This window comes from Methylosinus sp. KRF6, assembly GCF_018887255.1.
Classification (GTDB): Bacteria; Pseudomonadota; Alphaproteobacteria; order Rhizobiales; family Beijerinckiaceae; genus Methylosinus; species Methylosinus sporium.
On the sequence record NZ_JAHLJF010000001.1, the window covers coordinates 3,123,831 to 3,149,730 of the forward strand.

A 25,900-nucleotide genomic window follows, 5' to 3' on the forward strand; every position below is an offset into this window, starting at 1 on the left:
AACGCCCTCATTTCGGATCGAAGTGGAATTGGATGCCGCGCGGATGGCCATAGGGCGGCGCGGGGAAAGGCGCGGCGCGGCGCACGGCGGCCAGGGCGGCGTTGTCGAGCTCCGGAAAGCCGCTCGAGCGATAGACCGCCTGATGCGTGAGATGCCCGCCCTCGTCGATGAAGAACACGACGACGCCATGATTTGGCGTCGTCTTGTTGCGCAAGGGCGGCGGCACATGCAAATGCGGTATTATCAGCCCGTAGAGGACGGAGAGATAAGTGGTCTTCGCCGTGCCGCCGCTGACCGGCGCCGGCCTGGAGGAGCCGGAAAGCTTGAAATCCGGCAGCGGCTCCAGCGAGGCGAGCTGATCGGCGATGGATTTCGGCTTGGGCTCGGGCGAGGCCTTGATCTCGACATCGCCCCGCCTGTCGTCGAGCCGCGCCTCGAGCTGCGGCTGCCCCTGCTCGACGATCTCGGCGTCGGGCTTGTCCTCCTCCGCCTTGGGCGTCGCCGGCGCGGGCTCGGCTCTGGCCGCCTGCTGCTGTTGCGGATCGGCGGATTTTTCCTGCGCAGGCTTGGCGGCGCGCTGCTCATTGGGCGGCTCGCGACGAGCGGATTTGGTCTCCTGATCCGGCGCCTCGCGGTCGAGCTTCTCCTGATTCGGCGCGCGCGGCGCGTCGAAGGCGGGCTTCTCGTCGTCGACGAGCTTTTGCGGCGGCGGAGGCTTCTGCTTCTCCTTCTCCTCGGGCTTGGGCTGCTCTTTCTCGGGCTCCGGCTCTGGTTGCGGCTGTTCCTGTGGCGGCTGCGGCGCCTCGGCGACCACTTCGAGCGGAATTTCCTGTTCCATCGTCGGAATATCGATCGACACCAGCATTTGCTCGAGCAGAAAGACGGCCAGGACGAAAATATGGACCAGCGCCGAAAGAATAATGGGCGCGAGCGAAGGCTTCGCAGGTCCCTCGCTCTCGGGCTGCGTTATCAGACGTTCGGCCGGGTCTGCTCTCAAGCTCATGTCAGAAGCGACATTCGAACGCCGCATTGCGGAAAAAGGACGGCGCGAGCGTCGCTTTTCGTCCCGACCGAACGGATGCGCCGCCCGCTTCCGTTCCGCGAGATGTTCCGGCGGCGCCGGGCGCGACATTGAAAAAGCTGCGCATCATCGAGCCGGCGATCCAGGTGAGAGTGGAGAGCATTCACACGAAACCGGCCGAGGGTTCAACCCTCGTTCGTCTCGGCCCGCCCGCCGGCGCATCGACGGCGCCATGGCGAGGATAGCGGCGGCCGGAGCCGCCGTCATCTCGGGAGTATTTCCGAAGCCGCGTCGGCCAGGCGCCGGCGGATTTTCTCATCCGCGCCGGGACCGGGGGCGATTCTCACCTCCTGCGGGGCGAGCGCCGCGCCGCTGGCGCCCCTCACGCACAGCGCCGCGATCTCCTCGCCCGTCGACCGCTCCAGCAGCCGCAGCGGAGGCCCCGCCGGCGCCGCCCAGCGGTCGCCCCATTGCATCAGCGCCACCAGAACCGGAAACAGGTCGCGGCCCTTCTCGGTCAGACGGTAATCGCGCGGATTGCCGCGCCCCGGAACGTCGACGCGTTCGAGTACGCCACAGGCGACGAGCTTGGACAGCCGCTCGCTCAGCACATTTTTGGCGACGCCGAGATTGCGCTCGAACTCGCCGAAGCGTCGCGTTCCGAGAAAAGCCTCGCGGATGAGGAGCAGCGTCCACCATTCGCCGACGATCTCCAGCGCCCGCGCCACGGAACAGGCCTGATCCGGGAATTGCTCGTTTCGCATCGTCTCGCTCGGGCCCTGTTTGGTCTCTTGACGAAACTAAATATAAGACGCAGTTTCACGCGCGACTATAGAGGGGAGAGCGCCTCATGTCGGATCAAACGAGGATTCATGTCGGCGGCGCCTTGCCGCTGGAGCGCCTGCGCTCGATGAGCGGGCTGGACGTCGTCCGGGCCATGGGCGAAGCCGCCCTGCCGGTTCCGCCCATATTGCTCTTTTTCGGCTTCCGCCCCGTGGAGATAGAGGATGGGCGGGTGGTCTTCGCGGCGACGCCGGACGAGCGCCACTACAATCCGCTGGGAACGGTTCATGGAGGCTATATCGCCGCGCTGCTGGATTCGACGATGGGCTGCGCCGTGCATACGACGCTGCCGCCGGGCCAGCTCTATACGACGCTGGAGTTCAAGGTGAACTTCACCCGCGCGATCACGGCCGGCGTCGACATTCACGCCGAGGGAAATGTGCTGCACAGAGGCCGCAGCGTCGCGACCGCGGAAGCGCGGCTCTATGACGCGCGGCGGCGCCTGCTCGCCCATGCGACGACGAGCTGCATGATCTTCGCCGCCGACCGCGAGCCGAACGGATGACGACGTCGCGCTATTCTCCCGCGCCTTCGGCGGGGGAGAATAGCGGCGATCCTCGCCTCAGAATTTGAACTTCACGCCGCCCTGTATCGCACGCGGCTGGCCGGAATAAATCGAGCCGGTCGAATTTTGCGCGAGCACGAAGCCGGGATTTTGAAATCCCGAGGTGAGCGAATTGGCGATCACCGTCGCCGAGGCGACGTAAGTCCTGTCGAACACATTGCGCACCTCGACGAAGGCGGAGATGTTCTTCAGGAAGCCGATCGATACGTCGCGATCGTAATGCAGGTTGAGATTGACGAGGCCATAGCCCGGTATGGTGAGCTGATTGCCATTGTCGATGAAATAGGAGCTCTTCAGCACATATTCGAGATAGGCGCCGACGCCTTTGAAGTCGCCCTGCGGAATGTCGTAGCCGATGCGCGTCGTCAGCTCATGCGGAGCGACGCCGGGAATCTTATAGCCCGCGCGGTCGAAAAACGAGCTCGGCCCACGCTGCTCGACGAAGCTCGTGAAAATCTGATTATTGTAGGAGTAATTGGCGAGCAGTCGCCAGCCGTCGATCGGCCGCCAGTCGAGCAGGAACTCCGCGCCGCGATGGACAGAGCCCGGCGCATTATAGGTGTAGTTCTTGAGGCCATTGCCCGGCGACTGTGTCAGCATCTCGTTCTGATACCATTCGTAGAAGCCGTTGAGCGTGACTTTCAGCGTCTCCGTCGGCGTCCAGTCGAAGCCGGCGTCGAAGCCCGAATTGCGCTGCGATTTGAGATTTGTGTTATTGCCGTCGAGCCCCTGCTGATTGACGAAGAGGAAGCCATATTGCGGCGTTCCATAGCCGCTCGAGGCGCGCGCATAGAATTTCCACTCGCGATCGGGCCGCCAGGTCACCGAGGCTTCCGGCGCGAAATTCCAGAAGGTGCGATTGGCCGGCACGGTGGTCAGCGCGCCGGAGGGATAGGAGACGGAAGAGGACAGCGCCGCGACCTTGCTCATTTCCGTGGCGAGAGCGATCACGCCCGTCACATCCGGCGCGAGCTCGAGCTCCTCGCGGAAACGGCCGCCGAGATTGGAATGCATGATCTCCTGCTTGTTGGTGAGCAATGGCCCGAGATCGCCATTGCCCCAGCCGAGCAGATTCTGCGAGTAGGTGGTGAAGCGCGTGTGATTGTACCAGGCGGCGAAATTGCTGGTCAGCTCACGGCCCTGCAGCGCGCCGTGATGGGTGAGGTCGGTGGAAATATTGATCGAGGGCGCGTCGCCATAAGTGACAGGCGTGTCGATCGGCTGATAGAAATCCTTGTCGTCATAGATGAACTGCGTGCGTAGCACCGTCTGTGCGTCGATGTCGTGCTCCCAGCGCAGGCCCAGCATGTCGCGCCGGTCGTTGCGATGCCAGCCCGATTGCAGCGCCGAGACTTGCGCCGTCGCGCCATTGGTTCCGTTGAGGAACACCGCCGTCTGTCCGCAGAGGCTGCGGCTGAAGGCGGTGGAGGGCGTCGGCAGCCCGTAACAGCCGCGCTGATAGGGGTTGAAATAGAATTGGTTGAGCGACATGCGCGCCGGCACATTGCCGTAGAGCTGATTGTGGACCCATTTGAAGGTGAAGCGATCGGTCGGGGTCGCCTCGTAGCTCGCCTTCAGATTCACCGTCTGCGTGTTGAATTCCGTATGCGTCGTCGAGCCTTCGCCGCGTGCGTCGCTGGCGAAGAGGGCGATGTCGAAATCGCCGTATTTCTTGCCGATCGTCGTATAATTGGTGAGATAGCCGAAGCTGCCGGCTTCATGGCCCGTCTCCACGCCGTCGATCTCGGCGCCCGTGCGGGTGCGGAAATTGATGGCGCCGCCATTGGCCCAATTGCCGAACAGGGCGGAGGAGGGGCCGCGATAGACGTCGACGCCCGCATAGGCGTGCGGATCGGTCGAATCGGTGCGCGAGAATCCGTCCGGCTGCGTCATGGTGAAGCCGTCCTCGAGCAGGACGATATTGCGCATCGCCCCGCCGATGCGCGCGCCGGAGCCGCGAATCGACAGAGTCATGTCGCGCGGCCCATTGCCCTGCTTGAAGGAGACGCCGGGGCTGTATTGGACGAGATCGCCGATGGTGACGAGCGGCGAGGCCTTGAAGTCCTCGCGCTTCACCGTGGTGAAGGTCTGGCCGGTCGGATCGCGATAGACGGGCAGCGCTTTCTTCTCGGGAGAAAATCCCGGCGCCGAGATATTTTTGTCCCGCGCGGAGGGCGCGTCTTCGGCGGCGATGTCGATGGAGGGAAGCGCCTCTTGCGCCATGGCGGAGGAAAGAGACGCGACGAGGAGCGCGCCGGCGGAGACGCCGCGCGAAAGAGCAGTGCGAATCATGAGAGTTTCTCCTGGCGCGGCAGGATCGCGCGCGCAGATCAAAGAACGGAGCGGGAAAGCCGCATCGGGCCGATCAGGAGAAAAGGGGCGGCGCTCGCGACAGCCAGGGTGTCGTCGGCAGAGCGACGCCTGCGCGGCTCGCCGTCGTGGATCGCGCGGCGAAAGACGGCGCTTCGGGACATGCGAAATGGACGACGCCGAGCAGTATCGCGACAAAGACCGTCGCATCGCGCCGAGCCGTCGCCTGCAGGCAGCAGCAGCCGGAGCTTTCGCGCTCATGGCCGCCGCGATGAGTCGCGCAGATGTTCTGCGTCGTCGCGGTGAGCGAAGCCTCGTCGGCCGGGACCGTGTGCGCGGGCCCGGCGTTCATCGTCAGTCCCAGAAGCACCGACAAGATCGCGACGATGCGCGAGAGCGCGCCGAATGGCTCTTTGCTGAATCGTCTCCGCCGCATCATCATGGCGGCATAATCGGCAGCGGCCGGCAACTGTCAAGTCTTCGGCGCGCCGCTCGTCAGGCGAAGGTCACGCGCGTGATCGCCGGGACGCGCTCGCGAATGAAGGCTAGGCGTGACAGCCATCCGAAAAGGCGCCCGCGCCACCCGCGATAGACGCGGTAATCGAAAATCTCAACCGTTTCGATCGCCGCCCAGCTTCGCAATGTCGGCTCGATCTCGCTGCGATCTATTCCCCAGGGCATGGGCGGTATGGTGAAATTCGGCGTGAGCGCATGACCTTTCAGCGTCGCTTTGGAGAGCCAGCGCGGAACATGGTCGAATAGCAGGCTCGCCTTCGGAAAGCGGCGCGCCATGTCGCGTATCAGCTCTGCGGTCTCCTCCGGCGGAAGATACATGAACAGCCCCTGCGCCGTGATGAAGACGGGCCGGCCCGGCGGGACCTCGTCGAACCAGCGGCGATCGAGCGCGCTCAGCGACACATGGCGATGGCGCGCGTCGGGCTCTATGAAGCGCTCGCGAATGGCGATCGATTCCGGCAGATCGACGGTGATCCACAGCGCTTCGCCCGTGTCGGCGATGCGAAATCTGTGCGTCTCCAATCCTTCGCCGAGATTGACGATCACACCGTCTGGATACGCCGCCAAAAAGGCGCGCAGCGCATTGTCGAAGACGAGAGCGCGATTGGCGTGTGAGGGCTGCGCCGCGCCGAAGCTCGCCTCATAATCATAATCGAGCGCGCGATAGATTTCGACGAGCTTCTCGTCACGCAGCAGGCCGTCTTCGCGCAGCGCCTCGCCGGCGCGATTGTGCAGCGTCCACAACATGGTCTCCGGCACGCCGGTGAGATTGGGCGCGATCTTGTCCATGTGGCCTCCCCGCAAACAGGTTCTCGTTCTATCTTTCCCGTTCGATCGCGCGCCAGCCTATGTCGCGGCGACAAAATCCGTCCGGCCAGTCTATCGCATCGACGCCTCGATAGGCCAGCGCCTGCGCGTCGCGCACAGTCGCGCCGAGCGCGGCGACATTGAGCGCGCGCCCGCCGGCGGCGACGAGCTTGTCGCCCTCCTGCCGCGTGCCGGCATGGGTGACGATGACGCCCGCGATTTCGCCGGCGCGCTCGAGGCCCTTTATTTCCGTGCCGGTCAGCGGCGTTCCCGGATAGTTTTTCGCGGCCAGAACCACAGCGAGCGCGGTCTGCGGCGAAAAGCGGATCTTTCGCTCGGGCAGCGCGCCGCGCGCGCAGGCGAGCATCAGCTCGAGCAGATCGTCCTCGAGCCGCGGCAGCAAGACCTGCGTTTCGGGATCGCCGAAGCGCACATTGAACTCGATGAGCTTCGGCCCGTCTTTCGTCAGCATCAGCCCGACGAAGAGCACGCCCTGAAACGGCGCGCCCATCTCGCGCATGGCGCGCAATGTCGGCGCCACGATTTCGCGCATCACGCGCGCTTCGATTTCCGGCGTGAAGCAAGGCGCCGGCGAATAGGCGCCCATTCCGCCCGTGTTCGGCCCTCTGTCGCCGTCGCCGACGCGCTTGTGATCCTGCGCCGAAGCGAAGGGCAGCGCATGGGTCCCGTCGCAGAGCACGAAAAAGGAGGCCTCCTCGCCCTCGAGCTTTTCTTCGATGACGACTTCCGCGCCGGATTTGCCGAAGGCGCCGGCGAACATGTCGGCGACCGCCTGCTCCGCCTCCTCGAGCGTCTCGGCGACGACCACCCCCTTGCCGGCGGCGAGGCCGTCGGCCTTCACCACAATGGGCGCGCCCTTCTCGCGCAGATAGGCGAGCGCCTTCTCCTCATTGGCGAAGCGCTCGTAATCGGCGGTCGGAATCGCATTCGCCCGGCAGATATCCTTGACGAAACCCTTCGAGCCCTCGAGTCGCGCGGCCGCTTTCGAAGGGCCGAAAACCGCGACGCCCTTCGCGCGCAGCGAATCGGCGAGGCCCTCGACCAGCGGCTGCTCCGGCCCCACCACGACGAGCTCTATGTTCTTTTCCGCGCAAAAGCCGGCCACGGCGGCGTGATCGGAAACATCGAGCCGCGCCAGCTCCGCGACCTCGGCGACGCCGGGATTGCCGGGCGCGGCGTAGAGCCGCGAGAGCAGAGCGCTTTTGGAGAGCGCTCGGGCGATCGCATGTTCGCGGCCGCCCGAGCCAATGAGCAGAACATTCATTCTTCGATCCGGCTTAAGTGAGTCCTCCCTTCAATAGGGCTTCGCGCCTTCGGACGGAAGAGGGCTCACCGCGCCGCCTGCGCTCGCGCCAGCGCGTCCAGCGCCAGATTGAGCGCCAGCACATTCACGCGCGGCTCGCCGATGACGCCCGCGAGCCGCGGTTCGACTTTTGTCTCGACGAGGGCGCGCACCTGCGCCTCCGGCATTCCGCGCGCCGCCGCCACCGCCGCCGCCTGAGCCAGAGCGAAGCGCGGCGAAATATGCGGATCGAGACCGGAGGCGGAGGTGGTGACGGCGTCGGCCGCGACGACGTCTATGCGTCCCGCCGAAAATTCCGCCTCTATCGCGGCGTTGACGCGATCGACGAGCTTTTTCGAGGTCGGGCCGAGATTGGAGCCGCCCGAATTGGCGGCGTTAAAGGGAGCGTCGATGGTCTTGCTCGAATCATTCGGGTCCGGCGCCGTGGTCGCCGAAGGGCGGCCGTGGAAATAGCGCTCGGACGCGAAATTCTGCCCGATCAGCGAGGAGCCTACGACGATTCCATCGCGCTCGATCAGGCTGCCATTGGCGCGCTCGCGAAAAGCGAGCTGCGCAATGCCGGTGATCGCCAGCGGATAGGCGAGGCCGGTGAGAAGGGTGAAGAGGACGATCATCACGATCGCCGGTCGAAGATGCGAGATCATGGGCGCTTCCTCACACGAGATGCAGAGCGGTGACGATGAGATCGATGATCTTTATGCCGATGAAGGGAATGACGACGCCGCCGAGACCATAGATCAGCAGATTGCGCCGCAGCAGCGCCGCCGCGCCGACGGGCCGATAGGCGACGCCCTTCAGCGCGAGCGGGATGAGCGCGATGATGATGAGCGCGTTGAACACCACCGCCGACAATATCGCCGATTGCGGCGAGGCGAGCTTCATCACATTGAGCGCGCCGAGCTCTGGATAGGCGATCACGAACAGCGCCGGAATGATGGCGAAATATTTGGCGACATCATTGGCGATCGAGAATGTCGTCAACGAGCCGCGCGTCATCAGCAATTGTTTGCCGATGGCGACGATCTCGATGAGCTTGGTCGGATCGCTGTCGAGATCGACCATATTGCCGGCTTCGCGCGCCGCCTGCGTGCCGGTCTGCATGGCGACGCCGACATCGGCTTGCGCCAGCGCCGGCGCGTCATTGGTGCCGTCGCCGCACATTGCGATGAGGCGCCCGCCCTGCTGCTCACGGCGAATATAGGTGAGCTTGTCCTCGGGCGTCGCCTGCGCGATGAAATCATCGACGCCGGCCTCCGAGGCGATGGCGGCCGCAGTGATCGGATTGTCGCCGGTCACCATCACCGTCTTTATGCCCACGGCGCGCAGCGCTGCGAAGCGCGCCTTTATGTCGGGCTTGACGATGTCCTTCAAATGCACGACTCCGAGCAGACGCCCATTCTCGCTGACGGCGAGCGGCGTGCCGCCGGCGCGCGAGATGCGCTCCACCGCGCGGGAAAAATCCTCCGGCGCGGCGAGCCTCGCATGTCCGGCGCGCTCCAGAATTTCCGCGCCGCCGCCGCTCATGCGCGCATCCGCAGGCGCTTCGCGCAGGCTACACGTTTCGCTCTGCGCGAGAATCGCGTCGACGGCGCCCTTGCGCAGCGCGCGGCCCGGCAGATCGACGCCCGACATGCGCGTATGCGCGGTGAAGGGAACGACGCGAAGGTCGCTGCCGACCTCCGGCGCCGTGAGGCCATAGCGGCGCAGCGCCAGAGCGACGATGGAGCGGCCTTCCGGCGTCTCGTCGGCGAGCGAGGCGAGCAGCGTCGCCTCGGCGAGCTCATGCTCGCCGACGCCGCCGACGGCGATGAATTCATCCGCCATGCGATTGCCGAAAGTGATGGTGCCGGTCTTGTCGAGCAGCAGAGTGTCGACATCGCCCGCCGCTTCCACCGCGCGGCCGGATGTAGCGATGACATTGAAGCGGATGAGCCGATCCATCCCGGCGATGCCGATCGCCGACAACAGGCCGCCGATCGTCGTCGGAATGAGGCAGACGAGCAGCGCCGCCAGCACTGTGAGCGACAGCCGGGTCCCCGAATAATCGGCGAGCGGCCACAGCGTCACGCAGACGATGAGGAAGATGATCGTCAGCCCGGAGAGAAGTATCGACAGAGCGAGCTCGTTCGGCGTCTTCTGCCGTTCGGCGCCTTCGACGAGCGCGATCATGCGATCGATGAAGGTGGAGCCCGGCGCGGCGGTGATCTTCACCTTGATCCAATCGGAGAGAACGCTCGTGCCGCCGGTGACGGCAGAACGATCGCCGCCGGCCTCGCGAATGACCGGCGCCGATTCGCCGGTGATGGCGGATTCATTGACCGAGGCGACGCCTTCGATCACTTCGCCGTCGCCGGGGACGAGATCGCCGGCCTCGACCAGGACGACGTCGCCGATCTTCAGATCGAGCGCCGAAATGGTCTCGGTCGCGCCGCCTCTGACGCGCTTCGCCTCGGCGTCGCTGCGCGTGCGGCGCAGCGCGTCGGCCTGCGCCTTGCCGCGCCCTTCCGCCACCGCTTCCGCGAAATTGGCGAAGAGCACGGTGAACCACAGCCAGGCCGTGATCTGGCCCGAGAAGAGCGCGTCGCCGTCCTTGGTGACGAGATCGCGGATGAAGAGAATCGTCACCACTGCGGAGACGATTTCGGTGACGAAGATCACCGGATTGCGCGCCAGCCTGCGCGGATCGAGCTTGTAGAAAGCGTCGATCGCCGCGCGGCGCAGAATGGTCCCGTCGAAGAGGCCGGGAGCCGAAACTTTCGAAGACATTGCGCGAACTCCGTTCAGAAGAGCTTGCCGGACTGCAGCAGCAGATGCTCGACGATGGGGCCGAGCGCGAGCGCAGGGAAATATTGCAGCAGATAGAGGATGACGATGACGCCGATCAGCAGGCCGACGAAGAGCGGGCCATGCGTCGGGAAGGTTCCGCTCGACGCCGGCGCCCGTTTCTTCTCGGCGAGCGCGCCGGCGATGGCGAGCACCGGAATCACATAGGCGAAGCGGCCGAAGGCCATGGCGAGGCCCAGCGTCGTATTGTACCAGAGCGTGTTGCCGGAGAGTCCGGCGAAGGCCGAGCCATTATTGTCGGTCGTCGAGGCGAAGGCGTAGAGGATCTCGGATAGTCCGTGCGGGCCGGCGTTGTTGAGACTGTCGAGGCCGGTCTTCACCAGAACGGAGGCCGCCGAAAAGCCGAGCACGCAGAGCGGATAGACGAGCACGGCGAGCATTGCGAGCTTCATCTCGCGCGTCTCGATCTTCTTGCCGAGATATTCCGGCGTGCGGCCGACCATCAGGCCGGCGACGAAGACCGCTATGACGACGAGAACGAGGAAGCCATAGAGTCCCGCGCCGACGCCGCCGGGCGCGATCGAGCCCATCAGCATGTTGAACAAAGGCACGAGCCCACCGAGCGGCATGAAGGAATCATGCATGGAATTCACGGCGCCCGTGCTGGTGCCGGTCGTCGCCGCGGCGAAGAGCGCGCTGGTGGCGACGCCGAAACGCACTTCCTTGCCCTCCATATTGCCGGGCGCAGCATCGACGCCGATTTCGGTGAGCAGCGGATTGCCGCCGGCCTCCGCCCAATAGGCGACGAGAACGCCGACGACGAGCACGATCATCATCGTGATCGCGATCGCGCGGCCCTGGCGAATATCGCCGACGATGCGGCCGAAGGCGAAAGCGAGCGAGAAGGGGATGACGAGCAGCGCGAAGATCTCGAGCGAATTGGTGATCGCGTCGGGACTCTCGAAAGGATGCGCGGAATTGGCGTTGAAGAAGCCGCCGCCATTGGTTCCGAGCTCCTTGATCGCCTCCTGGCTCGCCACCGGGCCGATGGCGATGATCTGCTTCGCGCCCTCCAATGTCGTCGCTTCGACGGAGCCGAGGAGCGTCTGCGGAACGCCGAGCGCGACGAGAACGAGCGCGAAGACGATCGCGAGCGGCAACAGCAGATAGAGGGTGGAGCGTGTGAGATCGACCCAGAAATTGCCGACCGTCGGCGATTCTGCGCGGGCGAAGCCGCGGGCGAGCGCGAAGGCCATTGCGAGGCCGGTCGCGGCGGAGAGAAAATTATGCACGGTGAGCCCGAGCATTTGCGTGAGATGACTCATCGTCGTTTCGCCGGCGTAATTCTGCCAATTCGTATTGGTGACGAAGCTAATCGCGGTGTTGAAGGCGAGATCGGCCGGGACGGGATCGAAGCCTTGCGGATCGAGCGGCAGAAGATGCTGGAATCGTTGCAACGCATAGAGCGAGCCGAAGCCGGCGACGCTGAAGACGAGCATGGCGATCGTATAGGAGAGCCAGCTCTGCTCGCGCGCGGGATCGACGCCCGACAATTTGTAGAAAAGCCTTTCGATGGGCGAGAGGATCGGCGAGAGGAGATTGCGCTGGCCGGTGAGCACGCGCGCGACATGGGCGCCGAGCGGAACGGCCGCGGCCATCACGGCCGCGAGCACGATCGCGATTTGCGCCAGACCTATGGCGTTCATTTCGGAGTCCTTTGCAAAAAGGCCGGACGAATAGCGTCAGAACTTTTCAGGATGAAGAAGCGTGTAGAGAAGATAGGCGCCGAGCAGGACGGCGACGCTCAGGCCGAGCGCGGGTTCGAACATGAGCTGGTCCTTTCACAATCTTCCGCAGAAACGCGCATAGGCTCCCATCAGCGCAAAGAAGATGGCGCTGAGGCAAAGATAGACGAGGTCGAGCATGGATCGGCTCCTTGTTTAAATTTTTATCTGCGCGCGCTGGCGAAGCGCGCCTTCAGGCGGCGGCGATGGCGGGCGCGGAGAAAGCGCGTGAGCGCGCCCGTCACATCGAGCGGGTCCGTGGCCTTTCGCACCCATGCCGTTCGATAGATGCGCCAAGCCGCGGCATAGGCCGCGACGAGCGCCATGGCGGCGATCGCCGCGCCGATGATTTGGAACATTTTCGCCTCTCCTGAAGGGTCGACGGCGCGAAACATGCGCAGAAGAGCCGTAAGGGAGCCATTCGCGATTCGACCGATCGTATAAGGGCTTCATAAAGATCGGGCGGATGCGGCGATTTTGGTGGCCGCAGCGCTTGCGCGCGCGGCGCGCCGCGAGCATTTTCTGTCGTCGAAGCACGAGCGTCGCGAGAGAGGAAAATGGCGGAGGCGGGAAACGAGTTCGAGCGCCGGCCCGATCCCGATGCGCTGCTCGCGCTGGCGGATCGGGAGAAGCGCGGCAAGCTGCGCGTCTTTCTCGGCGCCGCGCCCGGCGTCGGCAAGACTTATGCGATGCTGGCGCGCGCCCGCGCGCTCGCGGCCGACGGCGTCGATCTCGTCATCGGCCTCGTCGAGACGCATGGCCGCGGCGAGACGGAAGCCTTGGCGGAAGGGCTCGAGACCTTGCCGCGGCGAAAAATCGATTATCGCGGCCGCACGCTCGAGGAATTCGACATAGACGCGGCGCTCGCGCGACATCCGGCGCTCATCCTCGTCGACGAGCTCGCGCACAGCAATGCGCCGGAGAGCCGTCACCCGAAGCGTTGGCAAGATGTCGAGGAGCTGCTCGACAGCGGCGTCGACGTCTGGACCGCGCTCAATATTCAGCATCTCGAGAGCTTGGCCGACGTCGTCGCGCGCATCACCGGCGTCGCCGTGCGCGAGACCGTGCCCGATCGCGTGCTGCAGGATGCGGCCGAGGTCGTGCTCGTCGATGTGACGCCGGACGAGCTGCTGCAGCGGTTGAACGAGGGCAAGGTCTATGTGCCCGATATGGCGCGGCGCGCCGTGCAGCATTTCTTCACGGCGCGCAATCTCACCGCTCTGCGCGAATTGGCGCTGCGCCGCACGGCCGAGCGCGTCGACGATCAGATGGTCGACTACTTGCGCCAGAGCGCCATAGAGGGACCATGGGCGACGTCGGAGCGCTTGCTCGTCTGCGTCGGCGGCGACGATCTGTCGGAATATGTCGTGCGCGCCGGCGCGCGTCTCGCCACCGGATTGAATGCGCCCTGGATCGCGCTGCATGTCGAGCGCGCGGGAGAAGAGGAGCAGGACGCGGAACGCTTGCGGCGGGTCGACGATGCGCTGCGTCTCGCCGAGCGTCTCGGCGCCGATGTGGAGCGCGTCGTCGGCCATGATCTCGCCGGCGAGACGCTGAGATTCGCACGGCGCGAGAATATTACGCAAATCGTCGTCGGCCGCAGCCATGCGGGGCTTCTCGCGCGCTTGCGGCGCCGATCGCTGACCGACGAGATCGTGCGGCGATCTGACGATATCGCCGTGCAGGTGATCACGGAAAGCCGCGCGAACGTCGCGGAAGGGGCGCGGCCGCGCAAGGCGCGATCGGCTCATGGCGAGTTCTGGCGCGGCCTCGGCGCGACACTCGCCTCCGTCGCCTTCGCCATTCTCGTCGCCTGGCCGCTCGATGTGTGGCTGCGTCTTCCCAATCTCGGGATGATCTTCCTCGCTTCCGTCGTGTTCTGCGCGCTCGCGGCGGGCGTCTGGTCGGCGGTCGCGGCCTCCATTCTCTCCTTCTTCGCTTTCGATTTCTTTTTCGTCGAACCGCGCTATCAATTCAGCATTTCGCAGGCGCATGAATTTTTGTCGCTGCTGGTCTACACATTCGTCGCCATAGTGACGGGCTCGCTCGCCGGCCGCGTGCGTGAGCAGTCGCGCGCCATGCGCGCGCGGGCGGAGGCGGCGCAATCTCTGTTCGAATTCTCACGCGAATTGTCGAGCGCCGCCTCGCTCGACGAGGTGCTGTGGGCGGCCGCCGTCCATGCGCAGAAAGCGCTGGACGCCAAATGCGTCGCGCTGCTCGTGCCGAAGGATGGCGAGCTGACGATTTCCGCCGCCTGGCCGCCGATCGACCGCTTGGACGCCAAAGAGGAGGCGGCGGCGCGCTGGGCCTATGAGCGCGGCGAGCCGGCCGGTCTGCGCAGCGGCACTCTGCCGAATATTCGCTTCGAATTTCGTCCGCTGACGACGTCGCGCGGCGTCATGGCCGTCATCGGCCTCGAGCCGAAAGCCGCGCCGGAGACGCCCTCCGCGCAGAGCGAGCGTATGCTGACCGCCATTCTCGAGCAGACGGCTATCGCGATCGATCGTTCACTGCTCGCCGGGGAATCGGTGCGCGTCGCCGCGCTCGAGGAGAGTGAGAAGCTGCGCACGACGTTGCTCGCCTCGCTCTCTCACGATTTGCGCACGCCGCTCGCCTCCATCACCGGCGCCGTCACCAGCCTGCGTCAGCTCGGCGATCGGCTCGCCGATACGGATCGGCTCGATCTCCTCGCCTCCATAGAGGAGGAGGCGGCGCGCCTGTCGCGCTTCATCGTCAATCTGCTCGATATGTCGCGCATCGAATCGGGCGCGCTGGCGCCGCGGCGCGAATTGGTCGATGTCGGCGACGCCGTGCGTTCGGCGATGGAGCGCAGCCGGAAGGAGTTTCCCGATTTGACGGTCTCGGCGAGCCTCGCGCCGGATTTGCCGGCGATTCGCGGCGACGCCGGCCTGCTCGGGCAGATCGTGTTCAACCTGCTCGACAATGCGCATAAATATGGCGGCGGACAGGCCTCCGTCTATGCGCGGCGCGATGGCGACGATCTGCTGCTCACCGTGACCGACGAAGGGCTGGGCGTGAAGCCGGCCGATCTCGAGCGCATATTCGAGAAATTCTATCGCGGCGGCCGCGTCGACGGGCGCAAGGCCGGCGCCGGCCTCGGCCTCTCCATCTGCCGGGGCCTCGTCGAGGCGATGGGCGGGACGGTCGTGGCGCAGAGCCCGGCGATTCGCCGCAAGGGCACGCGCATCGTGCTGCGCTTTCCCATTCCGCCGCAACCGCGTCGCGGCGCTGTGGCGTGAATGCATCGCCGCGCGAAAATCGCGCGGCGTGAGCATAGCGGCCACGTTTTCGCCGTTCATTTACGTTTTCTCGTTTTCATCGACCGCGCTCGGCGAGTGGGCTGCTCGGGGACAGGCCGTGCGAGCGACGCCTCGAGGGGTAATGGAGAGAGTCATGAAGGAGATTTCGGGACGGAAAATCGCGGGCGTCTTCGTCGCGCTCGCCCTCGGCGTCGCGCCGATCGTCACCGCCGCGCCAGCGGCCGCGGGCGATCCGGGCGCGGCCATTGCGGCGGGCATCGGCGGTTTCGCGCTCGGCGCGCTCGCCGGCAGCTCGGCGCATTCGGCTCCGCCGCCGCCGCCCTATTACGGCGCGCCGGCCTATTATCCGGCGCCCGTCTATGAAGCGCCGCCGCCCTATCGCTGCTGGCGCGAGCGCCGGCCGGTGTTCGACGAATATGGCGTCGTCATCGGCTATCGCCCCACCCGCGTCTGCGAGTAACGAGAGGGCGAGGCTTTGGCCTCGCCTTTCGGTTTCTACTGTGCTTGCAACCCTCCCGGACGTCGCCGCGTTACAGCCCATGAGAGGCGCGGCCGACGCTTCGGGGAGAATTGATCGCTCCCGTCGGCCCTTCGCCGGGAGCGTCGTTCCATGCCTGAGCTTTCTGCGCGTAAGCTTTCCGTCCTCGCCGCCGTGACCGTCGCCGCGAGCCTCGGCGCATCCATCGCCGCCACGCCCTCGCTCGGCGCGCGGTTCCAGCCGGCGCTCGCCCCGCTCCCGATCGTGAAAGCGACGCTCGGCGACAGCGCGACGGCGCTGCGTCCCTTCGGCGACGGACCGGCCATATTGATCGGCCGCGTCTATGGCGGCGATGACGAGGATTGCGCGCTCGCCGTCACCCGCGTCGAAGGCTCGGACGGCCAGGTGAGCGTGACGCGGGGAATCGCCTGTTCGCAGTGACTCAGCGGGCGCCGATTCGGCCCATGCCCCAATTGGGCTCGACGCGCGGACGGCGCGTGCGGAACTGACCTTTCAGCACCAGCGCGAAGGCGATGGCGTCGAGGCCGGCGAGCGTCAGCCACCAGAGCTGCTCGGCCGCCGGTCCCAGCACGCAGATCGTCAGCCCGGTCGCCAATCCGCCGAGCAGGAAAGGCGCGAGCACCGGCCGCGTCCGTCCGATGACATAGAAGGCGCGCGCGACGACGGCGGCGAGGCCGAGCGCGCCGAGAATGCCGAGATCGAACCACACCTGGAACAGCAGGCTGCGCGGCGTGTCGGGATAGAGATAATGACCGGCGACGCCGAACACCGCCGCGCCGAAGCCATGGCCGATGAGAAGCCGCGGCCCGTCATTGGCGATGATTCGGCCCCAGGTTTCGAGTCCCCAATTCTCCAGCGGCGCAGCGAAGGCGGGCAGACGCTCGGGCGCTGCGAAATGCAGGAGAATCGGCGCCAGCGGCGCGAGCAGGATCAGAGCCGCCGAGACGATCGCCAGCAGCGAGCCGGCGCGCCGCGCCTTGCCGAAGGACAGCGCCAGCACGAGCGCGCCGACGAGGAGCGCCGGCAAGACATTGGGCGCGCGCGCCAGCAGGCAGGCGGCGACGCTGACGAGGGCGACGATCGCGGCCGAAACCCAGCGGCCGCGTAGCGCCAGCGCGCCGAGCGCCGGCCAGATCGCCAGCGCCAGTCCGAGGCCGGCGCGCTGCAGGGCGTTGCTGTCGAGATCGGCGGGCTGATCGCCGCCGCTCGCCGAGAGAAAGGCGACGGCGGCGAGCGCCGCCGCTGCGGCGCCGGTGCCGATCGGCAGAAGATTGAGATTGGAGGTCTTGGTCCGCGTCGGCAGCAGCGCGCAGGCGGCGGCGACCAGCGCCAGAGTCGCGGCGCTCTTGGCGTAGCGCTCGGCCGGGCCGGCGCCGAAAGGCGTCCAGGCGAGGGACAATCCGGTCCAGCCGACGAAGAAGAATGCGGCCAGCGCCGTCGGCGTCAGCGCCAGCGCGGCGATCTCCCGCAGGCGCCGCGTCTGTGGCGCGAGGCTCGCCGAGAGCAGCAGCAGAGCGGCGCCGATGGGCAGCAGAATATAGATGGTCTGCCGCGTCACGATCGGCGCCAGCTGTGAGATGATGAACAGCAGCATGATGCTGAGGCGCGCCAAAAGGCGCGCCGCCTCGGCGGCTGGATCATCTATTGTGCGTCGCGAAATATTGGACATGGCGGCGGCGTTCGGCGTGGGGCGCGCGCCCCGAGGGCGGCGCGGAGAAGTCTACTGTTTGTGCTGCGGCGAATCCATGGACGCGCCGGCGTTGCGCCGCGGCAATCTGTGTCGCGACGTCACTTTTTCGTTGGGTGTGTCTCTTTTGCCCACTCCTCGCGTACGGAGCCGTCGTCTTCCTCTGGTAGGGCCTTCCCGGCGAGCATGGAAAAATCTCCCCTAGGCAGCAGCCGCGCCAGCGCCCATACCGCCGCGCCGCGCGCCAGCGGCGACGAATCGCCGAGCAGCGGCTCGACCGCGAAGGCGAGAGCGGGACGTTTCGAATTGCCGATCGCTATGGCGACATTACGCCGAAAGCGCGCATGGCCGAGCCGCTTGACCGGCGTTCCGGCGAAGAGCGCGCGAAAGCCGGCGTCGTCCAGCGCGGCGAGATCGGCGAGAGGAAGCTCGGCGAGGTCCTCGCGCAGGGCGAGCTTGGCGTCCCGCGTCGCCTGCGCGAATTTGTTCCAGGGGCAGACGGAAAGACAATCGTCGCAGCCGAAGATCCGATTGCCGACGGCTTCGCGAAACTCGCGCGGAATCTGGCCCTTGTGCTCTATGGTGAGATAGGCGACGCAGCGCCGCGCATCGAGCTGGTAGGGCGCCGGAAAGGCCTTGGTCGGGCAGGCGTCGAGACAGGCGCGGCAGGAGCCGCAATGGTCCTCCTCGGGTGCATCGGGCGTGAGCGAAAGATCGGTGAAGATCGCGCCGAGCAGCAGCCAGGAGCCGAAGCGCCGCGAGACGAGATTGGTGTGCTTGCCCTGCCAGCCGAGCCCGGCAGCCTGCGCCAATGGTTTTTCCATCACCGGCGCCGTGTCGACGAAGACCTTGACCTCGCCGCCGCCGGCCTGCGCCAGCAGAAAGCCGGCGAGCTGCTTCAGCCTTCCCTTTATGACCTCGTGATAATCGCGGCGGCGCGCGTAGAGCGAGACGGCGCCGCGATCGGGCTTCGCCAGCGTCGCCAGCGGATCACCGGACGCGCCATAGTCGACCCCGAGCATTATTATGGAGCGCGCCTGTGGCCACAGCGCCTTCGGCGCGGCGCGCCGCTCGGCGGTTTCCGCCATCCACTCCATATCGCCATGGCCGCCGGATTCGAGCCATTGGGCGAGACGCTCGCCGGCCTTCGCCGGGGCGTCGGCGGACGTAATGGCGCAGAGATCGAAGCCGAGCGCGGCCGCGCGGCGACGCAGCGCCTGCTCGAGGGTCAGAAGTCCAACTCGGCGTAGACCGGCCCCGGCGTCATGCCCGGCGTGCGATCGGCCAGCAGGGGACGGAAGGCCGGCCGCGACTTGATCCGCTGATACCAATGCTTGACCGTCTCGTCTTCGTCCCATGGCACGTCGCCCAGATAGTCGACGCAGGAAAGATGAGCCGCAGCGGCGAAATCCGCATAGGTGAGGGATTCGCCCGCCAGCCAGCGCCGCGCCTCGGTCAAATAGCCGATATAGCGAATATGGGGACGCAGATTGGCGCGCGCGACCCGCAGCAGGTCCATGTCCGGCGCGCCGCCGCCGATCTCCGGCGCGAGAAAGCGCTTGTAGACTTTCTCCATGACGAGATAATTCGTCACCTCGTCGAAGAATTTGACATTGAACCATTCGATCAGCCGGCGCGTCTCTATGCGCTCGTGCAGGCCAGCCGGCATCAGCCGCAGGCCGCGGAAGTCCGGCGGCAGGCAATCCTCGAGATATTCGACAATGACGCTCGCGCCCGGAATCACGGTCCCGTCGTCGTCGACCAGCACCGGCGTCTTGCCGGCCGGATCGAGCGTCAGAAATTCCCGCCGCCGCTCGGCCGCCCGCACCTCGACCAGCGTCGTCTCGATCCCGTATTCGGCGAGAATCAGCCGCACGAAGCGGGAATGGGGGCAGAGCGGGTGATGATAGAGAGTGGGCATGGAGCCGTGATGTGACGGCGAAACGCCGGAAACTGCGCCTGGCCGCGCGAAAGCGGAGACGTTCGTATAAGTCGGAGCGCGCGGCGCGACAAGCGTGGAGATTGTGCTCCGCCGGGCTTTGGCTTCGCTCTAATTGTCTGAAAATAATACGCGTAATGCCGACCGGCGCGGGCGCCTGCGAAACCGGCCGCGACCCGCCTTTTTTATGGGCTGCGTTAATGAATGGTTTCTGATTCGTGGCCTCGGTCCGGCGCGCGCGAGGGGCGGAGAATTCGAAACGCATGACCCCTCCCTCCACGCGGCCAGACTATGGCTTTGGTCTAGCGGGAGAGCGGGTCGGCGTTCGTGCGCTGGCGCACATTCCGGCCCGAAAAGAGCGGGCTGGCCGTCGGATCGTCTTGCCCTCTCAGATCGTCTTGCCCTCGAAGCGGCAGAGATCGGCGATGATGCAGCGCTCGCATTCGGGCTTGCGCGCCTTGCACACATAGCGGCCATGCAGGATCAGCCAGTGATGCGCGTGGAGCTTGAAGCGCTCGGGCACGATTTTCTCGAGGCCCGCTTCCACCTGCTCGACTGTCTTGCCCTTGGTGAGCGGCAGCCGGTTGGAGACGCGGAAAATATGCGTGTCCACCGCGATCACCGGCACATGAAAGGCGATGTTGAGCACCACATTGGCGGTCTTGCGGCCGACGCCGGGCAGCGCCTGCAGAGCCTCGCGGTCGCAGGGCACCTCGCCGCCGTGCTTCTCGATCAGCTGCGCGCAGAGGGCGATGACATTCTTCGCCTTGGTCGGATAGAGGCCGATCGTCTTGATATAGCCGCAGAGCCCTTCGACGCCGAGCGCGAGCATTTTTTGCGGCGTGTCGGCGATTTTGAACAGAGCGCGCGTCGCCTTGTTGACGCCGACGTCGGTGGCCTGGGCGGAGAGCACCACGGCGACGAGCAGAGTGAAGATATTCACATGCTCGAGCTCGCCTTTGGGGTGCGGATCGGCCGCCTTGAGACGCGCGAAAATCTCATCGATGCGCGCAGCCTCGCGGCTACGCGGCGATGCAGGGCGCCGCGCCTTGGCGAGCGAGCTCTTTTCGTTCGGCATAAAGGCGTTATAACTCGGCGTTCTGGAGAACGAAAGGCGGCGGCGTGACGGCGAGCGCTCCTTCTGCGGAAGCCATTTATCAGACGCGGCTGATACCGCATCGCTCGATGACGCTGCGGCAGGCGCATGTGTTCATCCTGCTGTTCGGCGCGGGAACATGCGTGCTGTCGGTTCCCTTCTATATTCTCGGCGCCTGGCCGGTCGTCGGCTTCATGGGGCTGGACGTGCTGGCGCTCTATGTCGCACTCCGCGTCAGCTTCCGCTCGGCCAAGGCCTTCGAAACTCTCAGCCTTACCCCCTTCGAGCTGGTGATCGTCCAGAAGAGCGCCTATGGCCTGCGGCGGGAGCGGCGTTTCGACACTTATTGGCTGCGGCTCGAGACGGAGGAAGACGAGGAGTTCGGAATGCAGCGCGTGCTGCTCGTCTCACGCGGAGAGCGGATCGAGATCGGCGGCTTTCTCGCGCCGGAACAGAAGGCGGCGCTCGCCGAGGAGCTTTCCCGCGCGCTCGCGGAGGCCAAGCGCGGGCCGTATTATTCGAGACGTTTTCGGGTGGCGGCGCCCGCCCGCCCGCGCCATGATGCGCCGCATGACCCTGCGCTCCGATACGATCCCTCCTCTCGCTAAAACGCGGCCGCAGGAGGATTATGAGAAGGTCGCCGAGACGATCCGCTTCATCGGCGAGAACTGGCGCCGGCAGCCCTCGGTCGAGGAGATGGCGGCGGCGGCGGGCCTTTCCGAAGCGCATTTGCGCGCCTTGTTCCGCCGCTGGGCGGGGCTCTCGCCCAAGGCCTTGCTCGAGGCGCTGACTTTGCGCCATGCGCGCGCGCTGCTCGGCGGCGAGGCGAGCCTGCTCGACGCCTCTCTCTCGCTCGGCCTTTCCGGCCCCTCGCGCCTGCATGATCTCTTCATCACCCATGAGGCGCTGACGCCGGGCGAATATAAGCGCGGCGGCGAGGGGTTGGAGATGCGCTACGGCTTCCATTCTTCGCCCTTCGGCGAGGCGATATTGGTCGCGACGGAGCGCGGTCTCGCCGGGCTCGGCTTCGTCGACGGCGCGCGCGCGGAGGCCCTCGACGATCTTCGCCGCCGCTGGCCGAAGGCGCGATTTTCGCTCGACGGCCCGGCGATCGCGGCTTACGCGCGACGCGCCTTCGATCCGGCGGAATGGCGGCCGGACCAGCCCTTGCGCCTCGTGCTGATCGGCTCGGAATTCGACGTTTCGGTCTGGGAGGCGCTGCTCGACATCGATATGGGCCGGGCGACGACTTACGGAGCGATCGCCCGGCGGCTCGGTCGGCCCAATGCCGCGCGGGCGGTGGGGGCCGCTGTAGGGCGCAATCCCGTTTCCTTCGTCGTACCCTGCCATCGCGTGCTCGGAGCGAGCGGCGCGCTCACCGGCTATCATTGGGGGCTGACGCGAAAGCAGGCGATCATCGGCTGGGAGGCGGGACGACTGGCGCCTCTGCCGGCCGAAAGCGAGGCGTGAGGCGGCTCTGGACGCGAAGGCCGAGCCGCATCATATTGATGGCTCACCTCACGAGGACCAGAAATGAGCGCCGCGGTCGCCTTCGATACGGTGAAATTCGTGGAGAAGCTCGAGGCCGCCGGCATTCCGCACGCTCAGGCCAAGGCGACCGCCGAAGCTTTCGCCGAGGCGACGAGCCAGGAACTGGCGACCAAGGCCGATCTCGCCGCCGTAAAGACGGACCTGGAGACGAAGATCGAAAAAGCCGAGCTGCGGCTCGAGGCGAAGATCGAGGCCACGAAAGCCGAGATCATCAAATGGCTGTTCGGAACGATCGGCTTTCAGACGCTCGTCATTCTCGGCGCCGTTTTGGCGCTCGGGCTCACGCACAGCTGACGCCCGCGCGTCACGGCCGGCGATAATCGATGCGCTCGAAATGCGCCTCGGCCTCTTTCGTCAGCCGCTCCTCGTGGATTTTCCAATAGCGCCATAGGACGAAAGCGCCGATGGCGGCCACGGCGAAGCCGAGCCAGCCGAACGGGCCGGCGAGGCGCTGTATGGCGGCGCCGAAGATATAGCCGCCGAGGCCGAAGACCAGCGACCAGCATATGCCGCCGGCGGCGTTGTAGAAAAGGAATTTCAAAGGATCGAAACGATTGGCGCCGGCGAGCACGGCCGCCAATATGCGCAATAGCGCGATGAAGCGGCCGAAGAAGACGATGGCGCCGCCCCAGCGCATGAAGAGATATTGCCCCAGCCGCAATTGCGGCGGTCCGACGCCGACATGGGAGCCGTAGCGCATCAGCAGCCGGACGCCGAATTCGCGTCCTACCCAATAGCCGATATTGTCGCCGAGGATCGCGCCCGCCGCCGCGGCGGCTATGACCAGCCCGATGTCCATATTGCCGGAGTGGCCGGCGTAGATCGCCGCGCCGACCAGAGTCGTCTCGCCGGGCAGCGGAATGCCGGCGCTCTCCAGCGCCACGATGAAGAATATCGCCCAATAGCCATAGGTCGTCAGAATGGAGACGATCTGAGCTTCGTCGATCAGTCCCGACATGCGTCGCCCTCGTCGATCCGGCTGTCGACCGGCATTGTCGCCGGCGCGGCGGCCCAGAACAAGGGGCGCGCGATCGCGGGTCAGCGTGCGGCGGCGCGGCGCAGCTCGGCCGCCGCATCGAAGGAGAGGCCGCCGTCGCGACGCACGAAAGGCATTCCGAAGCCCTTCACATCGTCGGCGAATTGCGCGCCGCCTTCCAGCGCTTTCTCGACCACTCGGCGCAGTCCGCTGAGGATCGGCTGATCGCAGCCGGCCATCTCGCGCGCCAGCTGGGCGCGCTCCGTCTCGCCGGCCCGGAGCGCGAAATCGCGCACCACCACGGCCACGAAACGCCCGGCGCTGACCCCATTCTCCTGCGCGACGGCGAGGACTCTCTCCGCGAAAACGCCTCCGATGCAGAAGGTCGCCGCCTGCGCGACCTTGTCGTTCGAGCATGAATGGATCAGATCGGTGACGAGCATGACCTTTTCTCCGTCCTGCGAACGAAACTCTGCGGCCCCGTCGGAACGCATTTTTGAAATTCCCATCGTCTTCATGCGGCGCTGCGCCGTCCCTGCGCCGGCTATTGTCCGCTTCCGTTCGAGGCGGCGCTCCGCCGCCGGAACGAAGTCGCGGGCAAAAACGCATACGCAAAAGCCGGACCAGATACGCAAGCGCCGAACCAGTTCATTCAAAGCTTTTCCCCCGTCATTGGCCGTCATATCATCACGAATCTCGACTTGATTTGAATCTATTCGATCGTACCGGCGCCCCGCCCGGGCCGCGTAAGCAAAACGTCGTCGAAGTGAAAAGGTTTCACGAGGCTCCGCCGTCTGCGCGGCGAAGGCCTTGCCGGTCGCCCGAGCCGCGCGATTTCTGCTGGAGAGCCGTTGCGGATCGCCGCGGCTTTATGGAGGAATGTCGATGGAACGCCGCTCTTTCATGAAATTTTTCGTCGTCGGCGCGGCGGCGGCCCTCGCCGCCGGCCCCTCTCTGGCGCTCACCTCGGTCGCGCCGCTCGATGCGCCCCTCGCGCCGGCGCCAGCTCCCGAGGCCGCCGTGGCGACGCAGGAGGATATCGACCGGGCGCAGGTCGAAAAAACCTACTGGTATTACCGTCGCCGCGTGTGGCGGCCGCGCTGGCGCCGCCGCTATTGGCGGCGGCACTACCGGCCGCGCTTCCGCCGCCGGCGCCGCTACTATTATTATTACTGAACGCTCGCGAGCGTTCAGTAATAATATCGGCGCGCCCTCACCAGGCGCCGATATTCGGCATGGAGCTCCAGGGCTCGGCCGGCGGCAGCGGCGCGCCCTTCTGCAACAGCTCGATCGAGATGTGATCGGGCGAGCGGATGAAGGCCATATAGCCGTCGCGGGGCGGGCGGTTGATGGTGACGCCCGCCGCCTGCAGACGCGCGCAGACCGCATAGATATCGTCGACGGCGAAGGCGAGATGGCCGAAATTGCGGCCGCCCGCATAATCATGCTCGTCCCAATTATAGGTGAGCTCGACGAGCGGCGCGGCGACGCTCTTCGCCTGCGGGAGATCGTCCGGCGCGGCGAGATAGACGAGCGTGAAGCGGCCCTTCTCGTTCTCGGTGCGGCGCACCTCGACGAGGCCGAGCTTGCCGCAGAAAAAATCCAGCGAGCCGTCGAGATCGCCGACGCGGATCATGGTGTGGAGGAATTGCATAGTGGCGGGCCTTTCGTCGGAGGGAGGCGGCCAGCATAGCCGTCCCGCCGCTCCGACGCATCGCCTATTGATGCGGCGGTATCTTCAGCGCGCCCTCGAGCGCGATAATCATCGGAATGATCGCCTCCTTCTCCTGCTCGATGGTTCCGGTCTCCGCGGATTTCAGCCGCTGCTCGACCTCGTGAATAACCAGCAGTCGCCGCTCCAGGACGATCAGGAGCTCCTTGGCGATCTGCGGCTCGAGCTCGATCTTGATCATGCGCGCATCTTTCTCTCGACGAATGGCCGCTCTTCGACCCGGCCGCATCCTGGCCGAGATCGGCGGGCGGCGCTGTGCGCCGGCGCATATTGCGAAGCTTCAGAGCCCCCGCGCCCAGGCCGGCCGCAGCGGCGCCGCCTCCGGCGCGGCGATGGCGGCGCGGAGCTGCTCCAGCAGGCGCGGCTTGTCGGCGCCGAGCGTGCCGCGCAGGACCAGCCAATTGGAGGCGTGGTCGCTGCGGAATACGGTCCGCCGCAATTCCAGCCGTGAGAGGAAAATCTCCATCTCGCGCAGCAGCCCCGGCACGTCGAGCGGCGCGAAATCGGGGAAATCGGCGCGGAATCGCGCCTCGCCCTTGGGGAAGCTGACGACCAGCGTCGCCAGAAACTCCGGCTGCGCGGCGTTGATCAGCGCCGCCGAATTTTCGGCGTGTCCCCGGCTGAGCGCAGCGCCGCCGAGCCCGTTGAGAATCATCACCGAGCGCTTGATCCCGGCCTCGCCGAGCTTTTCCAGCGCCTCGCGCGTCGAGGCGAAGGTCTCGCCCTTCTCGACCTTCGCCAGCACTTCGTCATCGCCCGATTCGGCGCCCACATAGACGAGCGAGAGGCCGAGCGCGGCGAGATCGCGCAGCTCGGCGACGGATTTGCGGCTCACATTGCGCGGCAGGCAATAGCTCGATACGCGCCGCACGCCGGGCAGCTCGCGGCGGATCGCCTCGAGAATGGCGGCGAGACGGCGCGTCGACAATGTCATGGCGTCGCCATCGGCCAGAAACACGCGCGCGACCGAAGCGCCATAGAGCGCGCCGCAGCGCTTTATGCTCTCCATCACCTCGGCTTCGTCCCTCGGGCGGAAGCGCTTCTGCGGCGCGGTGTACATCTCGCAGAAGCTGCAGCGATTCCAGGAGCAGCCGTCGGTGACGGGAAGGATCAGCGATTCCGCCTCGCTCGGCGGGCGAAAGACGGGCTCGACATAGCGGATGGGGGCGTCGGTCATGGGCGCGA

28 protein-coding genes are annotated in these 25,900 nt (G+C 65.9%); 8 read left to right on the forward strand and 20 right to left on the reverse strand.

Going from position 1 to position 25,900, the window contains the following annotated elements:
- Positions 1-7: 7 nt before the first annotated feature.
- A complete protein-coding gene (locus tag KP010_RS14785) occupies positions 8-1,003 on the reverse strand; it encodes a cell envelope integrity protein TolA (protein WP_142864499.1) in 996 nt (331 codons plus the stop codon).
- Positions 1,004-1,284: 281 nt separating this feature from the next.
- Entirely contained in the window at positions 1,285-1,785 is a 501-nt protein-coding gene (locus KP010_RS14790; protein WP_142864501.1) for a helix-turn-helix domain-containing protein, read from the reverse strand.
- Positions 1,786-1,871: 86 nt separating this feature from the next.
- On the opposite strand from KP010_RS14790, the gene KP010_RS14795 reads away from it, so the two are divergent.
- Complete coding sequence (locus KP010_RS14795; RefSeq protein WP_216281014.1) at positions 1,872-2,369, forward strand: PaaI family thioesterase; 498 nt, start codon at positions 1,872-1,874, stop codon at positions 2,367-2,369.
- 57 nt (positions 2,370-2,426) lie between these two features.
- Here KP010_RS14795 and KP010_RS14800 read toward each other — a convergent pair whose 3' ends face one another.
- The 9 genes from KP010_RS14800 to KP010_RS14840 form a co-directional block, all read right to left on the reverse strand.
- The gene (locus KP010_RS14800) at positions 2,427-4,721 is read right to left on the reverse strand and encodes a TonB-dependent receptor (protein ID WP_253203640.1); all 2,295 of its coding nucleotides are present in this window, start codon (positions 4,719-4,721) and stop codon (positions 2,427-2,429) included.
- A 73-nt stretch (positions 4,722-4,794) separates the two neighbouring features.
- Positions 4,795-5,208, reverse strand: a complete 414-nt coding sequence (locus KP010_RS14805; RefSeq protein ID WP_142864503.1) for a hypothetical protein — start codon at positions 5,206-5,208, stop codon at positions 4,795-4,797.
- A gap of 26 nt (positions 5,209-5,234) precedes the next feature.
- The gene (locus KP010_RS14810) at positions 5,235-6,044 is read right to left on the reverse strand and encodes a class I SAM-dependent methyltransferase (RefSeq protein ID WP_216281015.1); all 810 of its coding nucleotides are present in this window, start codon (positions 6,042-6,044) and stop codon (positions 5,235-5,237) included.
- Positions 6,045-6,072: 28 nt separating this feature from the next.
- Positions 6,073-7,347 (reverse strand): phosphoribosylamine--glycine ligase, encoded by a 1,275-nt coding sequence (gene purD, locus KP010_RS14815; protein WP_142864504.1) that lies wholly within the window; start codon positions 7,345-7,347, stop codon positions 6,073-6,075.
- A gap of 65 nt (positions 7,348-7,412) precedes the next feature.
- On the reverse strand, positions 7,413-8,030 hold the full coding sequence (gene kdpC, locus KP010_RS14820) for a potassium-transporting ATPase subunit KdpC (RefSeq protein WP_142864505.1): 618 nt from the start codon (positions 8,028-8,030) through the stop codon (positions 7,413-7,415).
- 10 nt (positions 8,031-8,040) lie between these two features.
- Positions 8,041-10,152: a potassium-transporting ATPase subunit KdpB gene (gene kdpB / locus KP010_RS14825; RefSeq protein WP_216281016.1), complete on the reverse strand. Its 2,112-nt coding sequence runs from the start codon at positions 10,150-10,152 to the stop codon at positions 8,041-8,043.
- Between the two features lie 14 nt (positions 10,153-10,166).
- Complete coding sequence (gene kdpA, locus KP010_RS14830) at positions 10,167-11,876, reverse strand: potassium-transporting ATPase subunit KdpA (RefSeq protein WP_142864507.1); 1,710 nt, start codon at positions 11,874-11,876, stop codon at positions 10,167-10,169.
- Between the two features lie 36 nt (positions 11,877-11,912).
- Positions 11,913-11,999, reverse strand: coding sequence for a K(+)-transporting ATPase subunit F (kdpF, locus tag KP010_RS23360; RefSeq protein WP_108916053.1), 87 nt, complete (start codon positions 11,997-11,999; stop codon positions 11,913-11,915).
- Between the two features lie 119 nt (positions 12,000-12,118).
- A complete protein-coding gene (locus KP010_RS14840; RefSeq protein ID WP_142864508.1) occupies positions 12,119-12,313 on the reverse strand; it encodes a hypothetical protein in 195 nt (64 codons plus the stop codon).
- Positions 12,314-12,511: 198 nt separating this feature from the next.
- On the opposite strand from KP010_RS14840, the gene KP010_RS14845 reads away from it, so the two are divergent.
- From KP010_RS14845 to KP010_RS14855, 3 genes are all read left to right on the forward strand, one after another.
- Entirely contained in the window at positions 12,512-15,214 is a 2,703-nt protein-coding gene (locus KP010_RS14845; RefSeq protein ID WP_216281017.1) for a sensor histidine kinase KdpD, read from the forward strand.
- A gap of 154 nt (positions 15,215-15,368) precedes the next feature.
- Positions 15,369-15,695 carry a hypothetical protein gene (locus KP010_RS14850; protein ID WP_246660002.1) on the forward strand — a complete coding sequence of 109 codons (327 nt, stop codon included), beginning with the start codon at positions 15,369-15,371 and terminating at the stop codon, positions 15,693-15,695.
- Between the two features lie 150 nt (positions 15,696-15,845).
- Entirely contained in the window at positions 15,846-16,154 is a 309-nt protein-coding gene (locus tag KP010_RS14855; protein WP_216281018.1) for a hypothetical protein, read from the forward strand.
- 1 nt (position 16,155) lies between these two features.
- Here KP010_RS14855 and KP010_RS14860 read toward each other — a convergent pair whose 3' ends face one another.
- From KP010_RS14860 to nth, 4 genes are all read right to left on the reverse strand, one after another.
- Complete coding sequence (locus KP010_RS14860) at positions 16,156-17,403, reverse strand: hypothetical protein (RefSeq protein WP_142864512.1); 1,248 nt, start codon at positions 17,401-17,403, stop codon at positions 16,156-16,158.
- A gap of 119 nt (positions 17,404-17,522) precedes the next feature.
- Positions 17,523-18,653 (reverse strand): tRNA epoxyqueuosine(34) reductase QueG, encoded by a 1,131-nt coding sequence (queG, locus tag KP010_RS14865; RefSeq protein ID WP_142864524.1) that lies wholly within the window; start codon positions 18,651-18,653, stop codon positions 17,523-17,525.
- Positions 18,650-19,342, reverse strand: coding sequence for a glutathione S-transferase family protein (locus tag KP010_RS14870; protein ID WP_216281020.1), 693 nt, complete (start codon positions 19,340-19,342; stop codon positions 18,650-18,652). Before KP010_RS14870 ends, queG begins: the two co-directional genes overlap by 4 nt.
- A gap of 406 nt (positions 19,343-19,748) precedes the next feature.
- A complete protein-coding gene (gene nth / locus KP010_RS14875) occupies positions 19,749-20,438 on the reverse strand; it encodes an endonuclease III (RefSeq protein ID WP_216281022.1) in 690 nt (229 codons plus the stop codon).
- 44 nt (positions 20,439-20,482) lie between these two features.
- Here nth and KP010_RS14880 point away from each other — a divergent pair, with 44 nt between their 5' ends.
- The 3 genes from KP010_RS14880 (at position 20,483) to KP010_RS14890 (ending at position 22,301) form a co-directional block, all read left to right on the forward strand.
- Positions 20,483-21,064 (forward strand): DUF2244 domain-containing protein, encoded by a 582-nt coding sequence (locus KP010_RS14880; protein WP_371824211.1) that lies wholly within the window; start codon positions 20,483-20,485, stop codon positions 21,062-21,064.
- Positions 21,027-21,926, forward strand: a complete 900-nt coding sequence (locus tag KP010_RS14885) for a bifunctional helix-turn-helix domain-containing protein/methylated-DNA--[protein]-cysteine S-methyltransferase (protein WP_246660004.1) — start codon at positions 21,027-21,029, stop codon at positions 21,924-21,926. The genes KP010_RS14880 and KP010_RS14885 overlap by 38 nt, the downstream gene beginning before the upstream one ends.
- A gap of 63 nt (positions 21,927-21,989) precedes the next feature.
- Positions 21,990-22,301, forward strand: a complete 312-nt coding sequence (locus KP010_RS14890) for a DUF1640 domain-containing protein (protein WP_142864516.1) — start codon at positions 21,990-21,992, stop codon at positions 22,299-22,301.
- Positions 22,302-22,311: 10 nt separating this feature from the next.
- On the opposite strand, the gene KP010_RS14895 is transcribed toward KP010_RS14890, so the two are convergent.
- Together KP010_RS14895 and KP010_RS14900 are read right to left on the reverse strand one after the other, a co-directional pair.
- Positions 22,312-22,965 (reverse strand): DedA family protein, encoded by a 654-nt coding sequence (locus KP010_RS14895; RefSeq protein ID WP_142864517.1) that lies wholly within the window; start codon positions 22,963-22,965, stop codon positions 22,312-22,314.
- Positions 22,966-23,045: 80 nt separating this feature from the next.
- Positions 23,046-23,477 carry a hypothetical protein gene (locus tag KP010_RS14900; RefSeq protein WP_246660005.1) on the reverse strand — a complete coding sequence of 144 codons (432 nt, stop codon included), beginning with the start codon at positions 23,475-23,477 and terminating at the stop codon, positions 23,046-23,048.
- Positions 23,478-23,868: 391 nt separating this feature from the next.
- Between KP010_RS14900 and KP010_RS14905 the strand changes: the two genes are divergently transcribed.
- Positions 23,869-24,159, forward strand: a complete 291-nt coding sequence (locus KP010_RS14905) for a hypothetical protein (protein ID WP_142864518.1) — start codon at positions 23,869-23,871, stop codon at positions 24,157-24,159.
- Between the two features lie 37 nt (positions 24,160-24,196).
- On the opposite strand, the gene KP010_RS14910 is transcribed toward KP010_RS14905, so the two are convergent.
- The 3 genes from KP010_RS14910 to KP010_RS14920 form a co-directional block, all read right to left on the reverse strand.
- Positions 24,197-24,637 (reverse strand): VOC family protein, encoded by a 441-nt coding sequence (locus tag KP010_RS14910; RefSeq protein ID WP_142864519.1) that lies wholly within the window; start codon positions 24,635-24,637, stop codon positions 24,197-24,199.
- A gap of 64 nt (positions 24,638-24,701) precedes the next feature.
- Complete coding sequence (locus KP010_RS14915; protein WP_108916041.1) at positions 24,702-24,896, reverse strand: hypothetical protein; 195 nt, start codon at positions 24,894-24,896, stop codon at positions 24,702-24,704.
- Positions 24,897-24,995: 99 nt separating this feature from the next.
- Positions 24,996-25,892 (reverse strand): radical SAM protein, encoded by an 897-nt coding sequence (locus tag KP010_RS14920; protein ID WP_142864520.1) that lies wholly within the window; start codon positions 25,890-25,892, stop codon positions 24,996-24,998.
- Positions 25,893-25,900 lie beyond the last annotated feature (8 nt).

What these genes read in the sequence shown, in the direction of transcription:
- KP010_RS14785 (WP_142864499.1), bottom strand. Translation starts at nt 1,003, where the DNA reads ATGAGCTTGAGAGCAGACCCGGCCGAACGTCTGATAACGCAGCCCGAG.
- KP010_RS14790 (WP_142864501.1), bottom strand. Translation starts at nt 1,785, where the DNA reads ATGCGAAACGAGCAATTCCCGGATCAGGCCTGTTCCGTGGCGCGGGCG.
- KP010_RS14795 (WP_216281014.1), top strand. Translation starts at nt 1,872, where the DNA reads ATGTCGGATCAAACGAGGATTCATGTCGGCGGCGCCTTGCCGCTGGAG.
- KP010_RS14800 (WP_253203640.1), bottom strand. Translation starts at nt 4,721, where the DNA reads ATGATTCGCACTGCTCTTTCGCGCGGCGTCTCCGCCGGCGCGCTCCTC.
- KP010_RS14810 (WP_216281015.1), bottom strand. Translation starts at nt 6,044, where the DNA reads ATGGACAAGATCGCGCCCAATCTCACCGGCGTGCCGGAGACCATGTTG.
- purD (WP_142864504.1), bottom strand. Translation starts at nt 7,347, where the DNA reads ATGAATGTTCTGCTCATTGGCTCGGGCGGCCGCGAACATGCGATCGCC.
- kdpC (WP_142864505.1), bottom strand. Translation starts at nt 8,030, where the DNA reads ATGATCTCGCATCTTCGACCGGCGATCGTGATGATCGTCCTCTTCACC.
- kdpB (WP_216281016.1), bottom strand. Translation starts at nt 10,152, where the DNA reads ATGTCTTCGAAAGTTTCGGCTCCCGGCCTCTTCGACGGGACCATTCTG.
- kdpA (WP_142864507.1), bottom strand. Translation starts at nt 11,876, where the DNA reads ATGAACGCCATAGGTCTGGCGCAAATCGCGATCGTGCTCGCGGCCGTG.
- kdpF (WP_108916053.1), bottom strand. Translation starts at nt 11,999, where the DNA reads ATGTTCGAACCCGCGCTCGGCCTGAGCGTCGCCGTCCTGCTCGGCGCC.
- KP010_RS14840 (WP_142864508.1), bottom strand. Translation starts at nt 12,313, where the DNA reads ATGTTCCAAATCATCGGCGCGGCGATCGCCGCCATGGCGCTCGTCGCG.
- KP010_RS14845 (WP_216281017.1), top strand. Translation starts at nt 12,512, where the DNA reads ATGGCGGAGGCGGGAAACGAGTTCGAGCGCCGGCCCGATCCCGATGCG.
- KP010_RS14850 (WP_246660002.1), top strand. Translation starts at nt 15,369, where the DNA reads ATGAAGGAGATTTCGGGACGGAAAATCGCGGGCGTCTTCGTCGCGCTC.
- KP010_RS14855 (WP_216281018.1), top strand. Translation starts at nt 15,846, where the DNA reads ATGCCTGAGCTTTCTGCGCGTAAGCTTTCCGTCCTCGCCGCCGTGACC.
- KP010_RS14860 (WP_142864512.1), bottom strand. Translation starts at nt 17,403, where the DNA reads ATGTCCAATATTTCGCGACGCACAATAGATGATCCAGCCGCCGAGGCG.
- KP010_RS14870 (WP_216281020.1), bottom strand. Translation starts at nt 19,342, where the DNA reads ATGCCCACTCTCTATCATCACCCGCTCTGCCCCCATTCCCGCTTCGTG.
- nth (WP_216281022.1), bottom strand. Translation starts at nt 20,438, where the DNA reads ATGCCGAACGAAAAGAGCTCGCTCGCCAAGGCGCGGCGCCCTGCATCG.
- KP010_RS14885 (WP_246660004.1), top strand. Translation starts at nt 21,027, where the DNA reads ATGACCCTGCGCTCCGATACGATCCCTCCTCTCGCTAAAACGCGGCCG.
- KP010_RS14890 (WP_142864516.1), top strand. Translation starts at nt 21,990, where the DNA reads ATGAGCGCCGCGGTCGCCTTCGATACGGTGAAATTCGTGGAGAAGCTC.
- KP010_RS14895 (WP_142864517.1), bottom strand. Translation starts at nt 22,965, where the DNA reads ATGTCGGGACTGATCGACGAAGCTCAGATCGTCTCCATTCTGACGACC.
- KP010_RS14900 (WP_246660005.1), bottom strand. Translation starts at nt 23,477, where the DNA reads ATGCGTTCCGACGGGGCCGCAGAGTTTCGTTCGCAGGACGGAGAAAAG.
- KP010_RS14905 (WP_142864518.1), top strand. Translation starts at nt 23,869, where the DNA reads ATGGAACGCCGCTCTTTCATGAAATTTTTCGTCGTCGGCGCGGCGGCG.
- KP010_RS14910 (WP_142864519.1), bottom strand. Translation starts at nt 24,637, where the DNA reads ATGCAATTCCTCCACACCATGATCCGCGTCGGCGATCTCGACGGCTCG.
- KP010_RS14915 (WP_108916041.1), bottom strand. Translation starts at nt 24,896, where the DNA reads ATGATCAAGATCGAGCTCGAGCCGCAGATCGCCAAGGAGCTCCTGATC.
- KP010_RS14920 (WP_142864520.1), bottom strand. Translation starts at nt 25,892, where the DNA reads ATGACCGACGCCCCCATCCGCTATGTCGAGCCCGTCTTTCGCCCGCCG.